Source organism: Pseudomonas sp. NPDC087598, assembly GCF_044743525.1.
Lineage (GTDB): Bacteria > Pseudomonadota > Gammaproteobacteria > Pseudomonadales > Pseudomonadaceae > Aquipseudomonas.
In genome coordinates this window covers 36,071-48,159 of record NZ_JBIUWQ010000049.1, presented here as the reverse complement: position 1 = coordinate 48,159, position 12,089 = coordinate 36,071, and the positions used below count along the sequence as shown (strand labels likewise).

The 12,089-nt window shown below is 57.4% G+C and carries 11 protein-coding genes; 9 read left to right on the top strand and 2 right to left on the bottom strand.

Annotation, left to right across the window (positions count from 1 at the left end; translation table 11 throughout):
* Positions 1 to 459: 459 nt before the first annotated feature.
* The gene (locus ACIOWE_RS22765) at positions 460 to 696 is read left to right on the top strand and encodes a hypothetical protein (RefSeq protein ID WP_401396111.1); all 237 of its coding nucleotides are present in this window, start codon (positions 460 to 462) and stop codon (positions 694 to 696) included.
* Between the two features lie 89 nt (positions 697 to 785).
* Here ACIOWE_RS22765 and ACIOWE_RS22760 read toward each other — a convergent pair whose 3' ends face one another.
* Positions 786 to 1,145: a DUF6124 family protein gene (locus ACIOWE_RS22760; protein ID WP_401396108.1), complete on the bottom strand. Its 360-nt coding sequence runs from the start codon at positions 1,143 to 1,145 to the stop codon at positions 786 to 788.
* 553 nt (positions 1,146 to 1,698) lie between these two features.
* On the opposite strand from ACIOWE_RS22760, the gene ACIOWE_RS22755 reads away from it, so the two are divergent.
* Entirely contained in the window at positions 1,699 to 1,845 is a 147-nt protein-coding gene (locus ACIOWE_RS22755) for a hypothetical protein (RefSeq protein WP_401396105.1), read from the top strand.
* A 278-nt stretch (positions 1,846 to 2,123) separates the two neighbouring features.
* On the opposite strand, the gene ACIOWE_RS22750 is transcribed toward ACIOWE_RS22755, so the two are convergent.
* Complete coding sequence (locus tag ACIOWE_RS22750; RefSeq protein WP_401396102.1) at positions 2,124 to 2,483, bottom strand: DUF6124 family protein; 360 nt, start codon at positions 2,481 to 2,483, stop codon at positions 2,124 to 2,126.
* Between the two features lie 599 nt (positions 2,484 to 3,082).
* Here ACIOWE_RS22750 and ACIOWE_RS22745 point away from each other — a divergent pair.
* The 7 genes from ACIOWE_RS22745 to ACIOWE_RS22715 form a co-directional block, all read left to right on the top strand.
* Positions 3,083 to 3,385, top strand: a complete 303-nt coding sequence (locus ACIOWE_RS22745) for a hypothetical protein (protein ID WP_401396099.1) — start codon at positions 3,083 to 3,085, stop codon at positions 3,383 to 3,385.
* Positions 3,386 to 3,729: 344 nt separating this feature from the next.
* Positions 3,730 to 5,343: a hypothetical protein gene (locus ACIOWE_RS22740; RefSeq protein ID WP_401396096.1), complete on the top strand. Its 1,614-nt coding sequence runs from the start codon at positions 3,730 to 3,732 to the stop codon at positions 5,341 to 5,343.
* Positions 5,344 to 6,202: 859 nt separating this feature from the next.
* Positions 6,203 to 6,862: an Ig-like domain-containing protein gene (locus tag ACIOWE_RS22735; RefSeq protein ID WP_401396113.1), complete on the top strand. Its 660-nt coding sequence runs from the start codon at positions 6,203 to 6,205 to the stop codon at positions 6,860 to 6,862.
* 198 nt (positions 6,863 to 7,060) lie between these two features.
* Complete coding sequence (gene flhA, locus ACIOWE_RS22730) at positions 7,061 to 9,190, top strand: flagellar biosynthesis protein FlhA (protein ID WP_401396093.1); 2,130 nt, start codon at positions 7,061 to 7,063, stop codon at positions 9,188 to 9,190.
* 11 nt (positions 9,191 to 9,201) lie between these two features.
* Positions 9,202 to 10,542 (top strand): flagellar biosynthesis protein FlhF, encoded by a 1,341-nt coding sequence (flhF, locus tag ACIOWE_RS22725; RefSeq protein ID WP_201239276.1) that lies wholly within the window; start codon positions 9,202 to 9,204, stop codon positions 10,540 to 10,542.
* A 116-nt stretch (positions 10,543 to 10,658) separates the two neighbouring features.
* Positions 10,659 to 11,489 (top strand): flagellar synthesis regulator FleN, encoded by an 831-nt coding sequence (fleN, locus tag ACIOWE_RS22720; RefSeq protein WP_003222917.1) that lies wholly within the window; start codon positions 10,659 to 10,661, stop codon positions 11,487 to 11,489.
* Positions 11,486 to 12,089, top strand: a 604-nt coding sequence (locus ACIOWE_RS22715; protein WP_401396090.1) for an RNA polymerase sigma factor FliA, incomplete at its 3' end; no start/stop codon positions are given. The genes fleN and ACIOWE_RS22715, both read left to right, overlap by 4 nt.

The following is a 12,089-nucleotide window of genomic DNA, read 5'->3' as shown; positions in this document are numbered from 1 at the left end:
CGATGTTTGCGCCGACCACGGGCTCGGTCTGGCCGGTGACTTGGGGTGGGCTCAGGGCGAGAACGGTGTTGTCTGCTGGGGTTGAGGTGGTCATGGATCAAGCTCCTGTGGCATGGCAATGGGCAGGAGCTATCAGAGCGCTAAACGAGGATTTGCGCACCTGTCAGATCTGACAGGTCGCGACGGGTGGTCACCAGTGCAAAGCAAATATGATCTGTCCCCGAGGGGGGGCAGATCCGTCAGTTCCGTGCGGGCAAGGACAGGCGTCCTGATCCGTTCAAGGACGACCTGCCGATTCAGCCGGATCTGCGTCGCAATTCCTGATGGTTACCGCCTGTCTGAATGCAGTCTGCACCTGTCAACTCTGACAGGTGCGTTTACCGCGTTTTTGCAGTTTGATGCTTGTTGGCACCGCGTACCCGGCGCGGGTACATCGAGCAAACGCAAAGGAGCACGACAATGAAAGGTACGTTCAGTAGCTATGACCCGGCAACGGGAGAAGGCACGATTACGCCGACGCGCTCGGGGGTATCGTTTGCTGCCGCAACGGGTTTTTTTCTAGCGGATAAGGCTTACAAATTCAAATTACCGCTGACCGACAAAAATCTTGAAAAGATCGAGCTAGGCGCCTCGGTTGAATTTGACGAACCGAAAGGAGCAAAAGGAAAAGCAACAAATCTGCGATTCACTTCCTGATTATCCAGAACATCGCTGCTTCCGGCAGTTCCTGCATAGTGATTGTGGCAAGGCAGCAGGCTCCCTTGCCACAGGTGGGGGGGCTGCTGTTAGTCCGGTACCTGCAAATTATCCATCACCCGATTCACCGCCAGTTCGCCGAGCATGATCAACTGCGCGATGCCCAGCAGCGTCCTGCGCTGCGACGCAGGTACGAGATGGGCGAAGTCATTGGCGATGGTTCTGGCTGAAGCGAGCGTTTCGCTGGCATCGGCCAGCATCTCCTCGTTTTTGAAGTCGGCGGTGACGGCGTACATCCTGCGGACTCTACGGGGCGGCGGCGTAGACCCCGGCGGGCAGAGGTAGTGGTCGAGGGCGCGGTCGGCGGCCTCGTTGAGCTTTTTCGAATGGAGGGATTCGTAGGGGGAAGTGGGATCGGTTTCGGGCGGGTTGGGTGTTGGTTTGATCATGGTGAAGCTCCTGAGGTTATGGAGCCACTCTTCCCTCGTCGCTAAACAAGTGAAGGTGGCAGCTGTACGCAGGTTAGCGATCCGGTCACAGGCACCCCGGTAGACCCAAAGGTCTCCCGCATACAGCCGCCATAACGTAATTGCGGGCGAAGAGTCCCACAACGAAGCCACGAACGCTGATGCACTGAGATGGTCCGAGTCGCTAAACCCGATCGCTGATTCGTCAGCGACCGAACCAAGATAGAACTCAACCCCAAGGTGCACAAGCCGGCGGATTCTGGCGTAGCTGTAGGCAATTACGCAAGGATGTGTAGCCTCTAAGGCGTGTCTGAAGGTGTCTTTTAAACAATTGAGTTTAAAAAGCAAAAGATAGGGCGATCTGTCTGGAAGGAACGTGGTCTGCCCTTGAATGTTTTGAGTATGCCGTTCGTCTGGTAATAGGCCTTACCTGTCAGGTTTTACAGGTGTGGGGGAAACGCCTTTGCGGTTTGATTGCAGAGTGATGCCGCGCATTTTTGCTCGGCTTTTTCAAGCGCATCAAGGGAGCGTAACAATGAAAGGTAAATTCAGTCGCTATAACCCGAAAACCGGTGAAGGCACCATCATTCAAAATCCAGAGCCTGCGGCGCAAAGTGTCTCTTTTGGGGCTGCCGCCGGTGCGGTTCTGGTCGCCAAGAATTACACGTTCAGTATTCCGTAGGACGAGGTCCACCACGCGAACATCAAAGTGGACGGCGAGGTCGAGTTTGAATTGCCCAAGAGCAAAAATGGAAAAGTAAAAATCCTTCGGTATTGACCAAAAGATCGCCCGCATCGCAATCTGACAAAAAAGCTGAAACGAAAAAACCGCCGTCCCGATTGCACCGGGGGGGGGGCGGTTTTTTCATGCCTGAAGACATGTGTTGGCTGTGCGTCAGGCTTGCCCGTGAAGACGTCAGCAACCACAACACATCACTCAAGTCTTGTCAGATAGGCCGGTTACTGCGGCATCTGCAAATTATCCATCACCCGATTCACCGCCAACTCCCCGAGCATGATCAGATGCGCAACCCCCAACAACGTCCTGCGCTGCGACGCTGGCAAGAGGTGGGCGAAGTCTTGAGCGATGGTTCTGGCTGAGGCGAGCGTTTCGCTGGCATCGGCCAGCATCTCCTCGTTTTTGAAGTCGGCGGTAACGGCGTACATCCTGCGGACTCTACGGGGAGGCGGCGTAGACCCCGGCGGGCAGAGGTAGTGGTCGAGGGCGCGGTCGGCGGCTTCGTTGAGCTTTTTCGAATGGAGGGATTCGTAGGGGGAAGTGGGGTCGGTTTCGGGCGGGTTGGGTGTTGGTTTGATCATGGTGAAGCTCCTTTGAAGTGGAGCCGCCCAATCCTGTCGCTAAACAAGAGGGGTGGCGGCTGTACGCAGGTTAGCGAACCGGTCAAAGGCACCCGGCAGACCCGAAGGTCTCCCGCATACAGCCACCATGACGAAATCGCGAAAATACAGATCCGCAACGAAGCCTGGAACGCTGATGCACCTTTGACTTGAGTTCGAGTCGCTAAACCCGATCGCTGATTCGTCAACGACCGACCCACAATAGAACCCGACCCCAAGGCGCACAAGCCGGCGGATTCTGGCGTAGCTGTAGGCAATTACGCAAGAATCTGTAGCCTTGAAGGCGTGTCTGAAGGTGTCTTTTAAACATTGTGGTTTTAAAAGCAAAAGAACGGGCGACTGTTCAAGTAAAAACGTGTCCTGTCCCTGAGAAAGTCTCGAGGGGCAATTGGCCGATGTCGCCGGACTTACGGCGTGATCCTCAGGCTTACCTTTCGTCTGAAAGCGCGTCTAACCTGTCAGGTTTTACAGGTGTGGGAAACGTGCCTTTGCGATTTGATGCTGGGAGGTGTCGCACTTTGGGTGCGTATCTTTTTTTGCGATGGCAAAGGAGAAGGGAAATGGCAGATGAAATGGAAGGTGAAAAGCTGAACGGTACATTCATAAGTTATGACGAAAATACTGGCAGGGGCACTATTTATCCGGGAACGTACGATGAATACCTCAACATAAAACGCAAACGTGAAAAGTATACAAATCCCGCACTGGGTGGTACGAATCTTCCGCGTGACCCTGACGAAAGATGTTTTTACTTCCAGGTCCCTGAAGACCATAAGCGCAAGACGGCCATCAAAGTCGGTAAGCCGGTCGAATATGATCGTGTGAGTACACAGACGAAGGAAGTCACACACCTCCGTTTTTAGTTTAAGTAGAGCGGGGTTGGCAATCTCCTAATGAGGTCCTGCTGACTCCGTCGTATCTGCACAGTTTGCTCGCCGTTTAAGTGAGCGCTTCGCTGGCATCGGCCAGCATCTCCTCGTTTTTGAAGTCCGCGGTAATGGCGTACATCCTGCGGGTTCTCCGGGGAGGTGGCGTGGACCCGGATGGGCAGAGGCCTTTGAAGATATTTTCCGGTTGACGCCTGTGCCGTTCGTCAGAAACAAGCGTGTACCTGTTAGTTCTGACAGTGGTCGATTATTCGCATCAAGTTTTCAATGGCCTCTCCATATCCTTGGCAAACCGCACGGATCTTTTCAGGAGCAGGGCAATGATTGGCTTAATGGTAATGCCGATTCGGGACGAAATTGACGATGCGCAATACGACATTGTTCCCTTCGATTCGAGCGGTGGTCTGGGGCTCTTTTCCCTGTATGCGCCCAATATTCCCGGGCAGTTCACCAACATCGATTTTGCGCCGGCGCAAGTGGGGGTCAACCGCCCCTTGCTTTATACGAGTGCCAAGGGGCTCCGGGTGCTGGTTCAGGCTTATACGAACATGGCTGCAGAGGACACCATTCGGCTGTACGTGGGTAAAACACTGGTTGCCACGTCGGTGTTGCCTGCGGATCACGATAATCTTGATGTGGTGATGCACATCGCTGCGAAGGATGTCCCGGCCGGTGTTCATACTTTGCGTTATGAAATTCTGCGCAAAAGCGGTCAGCCACCCGAGGGACGGGAACTCGAAGTCTGGTTCAAGATCGATCCGCCGGGCGGCAACGATCCCGAGCCGGACTTGCCTGGTCATCAACGACTCAAGCCGGCTCGACTCCAGTTGGCCCCTGGTCAGGTCATTGATAAGGATGTCGCTGCCGAGGGGGTCACAGCGATCATCCCTCGGTGGCCCTTCATGACCAAGGGGGACAAGTTGAAGCTCTGTTTCCATGGCATTGCTGTCACTCCCCACACTGTGCTGGAGAGCGAGGTCGGATCGGACATCAGTGTTTTCATTACGCCAGAAAATATCCGCGATGCAGGTCCCGCCGACCCGGCGGTGCTGGTCTATCAGATCGAAGATCAGGTGGAGAACGTCAGCGACTTTTCAGAGCGCACTACAGTCGTCAGTGATCCCGCCAATGCCTGGCTTGATCCGGTATTCGTTCCTCTTGCCGACGACGACCTGGTCAGCCTTGATGAGGTGGGTTTCGACGACTTGGCTGTTCAGGTGATTACGAGCAGTGGTTTTGCGCGGGGTGAGAAACTGCTGTTGCGATGGGCGGCTACGACGCAGAGCGGCGAGGTGGTCGAACACAGTGAAGAGCAACCGATCACTCGCCTCGGGATTCAGTCTTTCCAAATTCCAAATCCAATCGTGCTTGCCAGTGCTTGTGGGCAGGTGCAAGTCGATTACCTGCGCACAAAAGCAGATGGTAAACAGGATCGTTCGGAGATCTATATCTTCACGTTGCAAGGTAAGACTTTGCGGCTACCGGCGCCGTGGATAACGGATGCGGTAGGCGGCACTCTGGATCCTGCGCTAAGCCGAACCGTGGTGTTGTGCGGTCCCGATACCCGGATAAAGAAGGGGTTCAGAGTCACATTGACATGGGCGGGAACCAGTGCCTCTGGGCGTCCGCACCTGTATCAAACCTATCGTGACGTCAGTGATCAGTTGGTCGGCCAAGCCATTGCCTTCAGCGTAACTGCCAAGGACATTGCCCCGTTGATCCGGGGGGCGGTCAATGTCTCCTATGAGGCCAGTCATGCCACTTTGAATCCTGCGCTGGTTTCGGAAACGATGAATGCGCGTGTGGACGATTTCAAACCCGTATTGCCTGCGCCGGTTGTGTATTGGCGTCATCGATGGTGTGCTCAATCCCGCACATGTGCCGTATGGAACGGATATCCAGGTCGCGGCGGCTTCCTATACCCGTTTGGGTGACGTGGTGCATTTGGAGGGGCGGGGGGATGCGGGCGGGGTGGTATTTCGGGACCGCTTACCGATTGAGCACTCAAGGGTAGGCAAGGATCTGGAGTTCTGGCTGGGTGGCGAGGCTATCGAGTTCTATCGGGAGCAGTTTTTCAGTCTGCTTTGGTGGATCGAGCGGCCAGAAGATCTGCCACAGTCATCCGCGCTTCTCGAGTTGTACATCGGAGACCCGGCGCAGTCGTTGCAGCCGCCGACTGTACGCCGTGCGCCTGATGGCGTACTTGACCCGCTGGAAAATAATGGCGGTGCCCGAGCGCGTGTACATGTGGCCAGTCCACGCCCGGGTGACCAAGTGCGCCTGCTGGTCAAGGGGGCGCCGGGTGAGGGTTATCCGACATTCACTGCTCAATCGTTGAATGCTGACAACGTTGCATTTTTTTCACTGAGGCCGTCATTCATTGCGGAAAATCGTGGGGCACAGGTGGAAATCAACTTTGAGCTGCTCAGGAATGGCAAGACTATCCTGTCCAGGCCTTTGATATTGACGGTCAAAACAATCAGCGACAGGGATCCCGTCTTGACCCGCCCGCATATTGTTGAAGCAGGAGCGGTGCCGTTTATCGATCTGAGAATCATCCAGACTGACCTCACGTGCGTGGTCAAGCCGCCGTTGCCTGTCGCCGAGGTCGGGCAGCGAGTGTGGATCACGGTCGCCAGCGAGGGCGTTGATCCGTTGCTATTGCGTCCCGGCACCGCGCTGACTGCCGAAGAAATCTCTCAGGGCATCAGCGTTAAGGCCGCGCGAAGCTGGTTCTATGCACTCAAGGATCTGTCTACCTGTGAGGTGACTTGCAAAATCGCACTGGGCAGTATGGACAACGAGGAGACGGCGCTGGTGCTTCCAGTGGCGCGGTATACCGTCAAGGTCACTGAAGCATTGGCGATTGATACTCAACTGATGCTTTTGAATGGCTGGAAATTGTTGGGTGGCACCGCTTATGGATTACGCGAACGCGAGGTCGCCAACAATGTGCGGGTGCGCGTTCCAACGGGTGGCCGGCCACCTTACACCTATCGTTCAGCCAACCCCGGCATCGCATCGGTCGATGCCAATGGCAAGGTTACGGGGCTGAGTAATCAATCGACCACTATCACTGTGACCGATGCCGATGAAAAACAGATTTCCTATCCCGTGCGGGTGATGAATGTTCACAGGTTGATTTTAAACAACTCATTCATGACCGCAGCTCAGGCAGCCGCCTGGTTCAGACAGTTCGGTGCCGTCAGCATGGACAACGGCGGACAACCTATGGGATGGGGGATTTTGCATAACAACTTTATCGACGTTACGCCCATTTATGGCGGGCGGGGTTTGTATTACGGACGATTTGTTTCGATCAATCTTTCATACCCGAACATCTATGTACTCGAACACTCGTTGCTGGTCAGCAACCGGGTCATGGGGAGTCGCAACGTACATTTAACGGATGGGGCGACCCGCTCTCGCGCAATGGGGTATTTCCCGACATAGTTACTGAGGTAGGGGCGTGTCGCTACTGAACGCGCCGTGATCGCCGTTTTCGGCAGTTCAATGGGCGGAATAACCCCGTTGAGCTGCCGCAGGCTGCGATTTTTTTTGCCTGCGCAAAAGTTGGAAGGTTTCTTGCAATAGCCGCCGTACGTCCGCTCTGGGCGTCAAAAGTTTGCTTTAAAGGAACGGGGAAAACCGGTGGATCGCTCTCAGTTATTCAACACTGCACGCACAAACGTTGCCGACCTCAGTCGAGGCAATCTGGGTGTGCCGTTGCTGTTGCTGGTGATGCTGGCGATGATGATGTTGCCGGTGCCGCCGTTCCTGCTGGACGTGTTCTTCACCTTCAATATCGCGCTTTCGATCGTCGTTCTGCTGGTCTGCGTGTACGCGCTGCGGCCGCTGGATTTCGCTGTGTTCCCGACCATTCTGCTGGTCGCGACGTTACTGCGGCTGGCGTTGAACGTGGCGTCGACGCGGGTGGTAATGCTCCACGGTCAGGACGGCCACGCCGCCGCCGGTAAGGTGATCCAGGCCTTCGGTGAGGTGGTGATCGGCGGTAACTACGTGGTCGGTATGGTGGTCTTCGCGATCCTGATGATCATCAACTTCGTCGTGGTGACCAAGGGTGCCGGGCGGATTTCCGAGGTGAGCGCGCGTTTCACCCTCGATGCGATGCCCGGCAAACAAATGGCGATCGACGCCGACCTCAACGCCGGTCTGATCGACCAGAATCAGGCCAAGGCGCGTCGTTCCGAAGTGGCCCAAGAGGCCGAGTTCTACGGTTCGATGGACGGTGCCAGCAAGTTCGTCCGTGGTGACGCCATCGCCGGTCTGCTGATTCTGTTTATCAACCTCATCGGCGGCATGGCTGTCGGTATCTTCCAGCACAACATGAGCTTCGGCGACGCCGGCAAGGTTTACGCCTTGCTGACCATCGGTGACGGTTTGGTGGCGCAATTGCCATCACTGTTGTTATCAACAGCAGCAGCGATCATGGTGACCCGTGCTTCCGGCTCGGAAGACATGGGCAAGCAGATCAATCGCCAGATGTTCGCCTCGCCGAAAGCGCTGGCGGTGGCTGCCGGTCTGATGGCGGTCATGGGCCTGGTGCCGGGCATGCCGCATTTCTCGTTCCTGAGCATGGCGGCACTGGCTGCTGGCGGCGCTTATCTGTTCTGGAAAAAGCAGAACGTCGCCAAGGTTCAGGCGCTGCAAGAGGTTCAGCGCCAGCAGGAACTGCTGCCATCGCCGGCCCGCGCCATGGAAACCAAGGAGCTTGGCTGGGATGACGTGACGCCGATCGACATGATCGGCCTCGAAGTCGGCTATCGCCTGATCCCGCTGGTGGACCGCAATCAGGGTGGGCAACTGCTGGCGCGGATCAAGGGCGTGCGCAAGAAGCTCTCGCAGGATCTGGGCTTCCTCATGCCGACCGTGCACATCCGCGACAACCTCGATCTGGCGCCGAGCGCCTATCGCCTGACCCTGATGGGCGTGATCTTGGCGGAAGCGGAGATCTACCCGGATCGCGAACTGGCGATCAACCCGGGTCAGGTCTACGGCACGCTCAACGGCATCAACGCCAAAGATCCGGCTTTCGGCCTGGAGGCGGTGTGGATCGAAATCAGCCAGCGCGCCCAGGCGCAATCGCTGGGTTACACCGTGGTTGACGCCAGTACCGTGGTCGCGACGCACTTGAACCAGATTCTGTACAAGCACTCCAGCGAGCTGATCGGCCACGAAGAAGTCCAGCAACTCATGCAATTGCTGGCCAAAAGCTCGCCGAAACTGGCCGAAGAGCTGGTGCCGGGTGTGGTTTCGTTGTCGCAACTGCTCAAGGTTCTGCAGGCGCTGTTGGCCGAACACGTGCCAGTGCGCGATATCCGCAGCATCGCTGAAGCCATCGCCAACAACGCCGCGAAGAGTCAAGATACCGCCGCGCTGGTGGCTGCGGTGCGGGTCGGCGTATCCCGTGCCATCGTCCAAAGCATTGTAGGCACTGAGTCCGAGCTGCCTGTGATCACCTTGGAACCAAGGTTGGAACAAATATTGCTCAATAGTCTGCAGAAGGCAGGACAAGGCTCGGAAGAGGGCGTTCTGCTGGAGCCAAGCATGGCCGAGAAGCTGCAACGGTCGCTCATCGAAGCGGCGCAGCGTCAGGAAATGCAAGGTCAGCCGGTGATCCTGTTGGTAGCAGGCCCGATCCGCGCGATGCTCTCGCGTTTCGGCCGCCTCGCGGTCCCAGGGCTACACGTGCTGGCCTACCAGGAAATACCGGACAACAAGCAAGTGACCATCGTTGCGACAGTAGGGCCCAACGGCTGAGGTAGTGGTTTATGCAAGTTAAGCGTTTCTTTGCCGCCGATATGCGTCAGGCCATGAAGCTGGTTCGTGATGAGCTGGGCGCTGATGCCGCCATCATTGGCAATCGCCGCATTGCCGGCGGTGTCGAGTTGACGGCGGCACTGGATTACAAATTGTCGGCGCTGGCGCCACGGGTTCCGAACATGGAACTCGAAGACGAGCTGCGCAAGACTCAGTCGCGCATCGTTACCGCCCAGGCCGAATTGAGCCTGCGTGGCGAAGCCGACGGCAATAGCAATCGTCAGATCTTTGCCGGGCTGCCGTTGACCGCTGGCCTGCCGCTGACTGCCGCTGAACCGCTGAGCGAGCCGACTTACGCCGCCCCGGCGCGTCCGGCCCCGGCGCCTTCGCAGTCCTCCGGCGGTGTCGATCCGCGTGCGCTGGATTCGATGCGTTTTGAATTGAACAGCCTGCGCGAACTGATGGAAGTGCAGCTCGGTACGCTCGCCTGGAATCAGCTGCAAGGCAGCCGTCCGGCGCAAGCCAATCTGTATCGCCGTCTGCAACGGATCGGTCTGTCCGGGCCGTTGTCGCGTGACCTGCTGGCGATGATCACTGACATTGAAGAACCTCGTCAGGCCTGGCGCATGCTGTTGGCGCACCTGGCGAGGATGATTGCCGTACCGGAAGTCGAGCCGCTGGAAGAGGGCGGTGTGATCGCCATGGTCGGCCCTGCCGGCATGGGCAAGACCACCACGCTGGCCAAGCTCGCTGCGCGCTATGTGCTCAAGTACGGCGCGCAGAATGTCGCGCTGGTGAGCATGGACAGTTTCCGCATCGGTGCGCAGGAACAGCTGAAGACACTGGGGCGGATTCTCAACGTGCCAGTGACCCACGTCGACCCGGGCCAGTCGCTGGTCCAGGCGCTGGATCCACTGCTGCGCAAACGCGTGGTGCTGATCGATACCGCCGGCCTGCAAGCCAGCGATCCAGCCCTGCGCATGCAGCTCGAAAGCCTGGCCGGACGTGGCATTCGCTCAAAAAATTATCTCGTGCTGGCAACCACCAGCCAGAAACAGGTTCTAACCGCCGCTTATCACAGTTACAAGCGTTGCGGGCTCGCCGGGTGCATCCTGACTAAACTGGATGAAACGGCCAGCCTCGGCGAAGTGTTGAGCCTGGCGATCAGTCATGAATTGCCGGTCGCGTACCTGACCGATGGCCCACGGATTCCGGATGATTTGCATCTGCCGCGCCGTCATCAACTGGTCAGCCGCGCCGTCAGCGTGCAAATGCAGGAAGAACCCAGCGAAGAAGCCATGGCCGACATGTTCGCTGATATCTATCACAGCCCGACCAAGCAGGTTGGCTGAGGTAATCATGAACAGTTTTTGTACCTACATCGATGGTCTGCCATGCATTGTTCCGGTTGTGAACGCGCAGCCAGTAATGTGGCCTCCGTCTATGCAAGACAAGGTAAAGAAATAACATGGGCAGCATGCATCCCGTACAGGTGATCGCGGTGACCGGCGGCAAAGGTGGCGTCGGCAAGACTAACGTGTCAGTGAACTTGTCTCTGGCGCTGGCAGAGCTTGGCCGTCGGGTCATGCTGCTGGACGCCGATCTGGGACTGGCGAACGTCGACGTTCTGCTGGGCCTGACGCCCAAACGCACCCTGGCCGACGTGATCGAAGGCCGCTGCGAATTGCGCGACGTGCTGTTGCAGGGTCCCGGCGGGATCCGCATCGTGCCGGCCGCGTCCGGCACCCAGAGCATGGTTCACCTGAGCCCGGCACAACATGCCGGTCTGATTCAGGCGTTCAGTGACATCGGCGACAATCTCGATGTGCTGGTGATTGACACCGCTGCGGGTATTGGTGACTCGGTAGTCAGTTTTGTTCGCGCAGCCCAGGAAGTGTTGCTGGTGGTCTGCGACGAGCCGACCTCGATCACTGACGCTTACGCACTGATCAAACTGCTCAACCGCGATTACGGCATGAACCGCTTCCGCGTCCTCGCCAACATGGCGCAGAGCCCGCAAGAAGGTCGCAACCTGTTCGCCAAGTTGACCAAGGTCACGGATCGCTTCCTTGATGTGGCCCTACAATACGTCGGCGCCGTGCCCTACGACGAAAGCGTGCGCAAGGCAGTGCAGAAGCAGCGAGCGGTCTATGAAGCTTTCCCGCGTTCCAAGTGCGCGCTGGCGTTCAAGGCGATCGCGCAGAAGGTCGATACCTGGCCTTTGCCTGCCAACCCGCGTGGCCACCTTGAGTTTTTCGTCGAGCGCCTCGTGCAGCAAACGGCAGGGCCTGTGTTATGACCGCCAGCGGTATGAACTACTACAAGAAGTCGGCACGTGACGCGCAGTACGAGTTGATCGAGCGTTACGCGCCACTGGTCAAACGCATCGCCTACCACCTGCTGGCGCGATTGCCGGCGAGTGTGCAGGTCGAGGATCTGATTCAGGCCGGGATGATCGGTCTGCTTGAAGTCTCGACCAAATATGACGCCAGCAAGGGCGCCAGTTTCGAAACGTACGCGGGCATTCGAATCCGCGGCGCGATGCTCGACGAAGTGCGCAAAGGGGACTGGGCACCACGCTCGGTTCACCGCAACACCCGTATGGTCAGTGACGCAATTCGGGCAATTGAAGCTAAAACCGGCCGTGATGCTAAAGATCACGAAGTTGCGGCCGAACTCCAATTGAGTCTCGACGATTACTACGGGATTTTGAATGACACCCTGGGCAGTCGCTTGTTCAGTTTCGACGACCTCTTGCAGGACGGCGAACACGAAGGGCTGCACGAGGATGGCGCCAGTGCTCATCTTGAGCCGTCACGCGATCTGGAAGATGAACGCTTCCAGGCGGCGCTGGCGGACGCGATTGCCAATTTGCCGGAGCGTGAGCGACTGTTGTTGG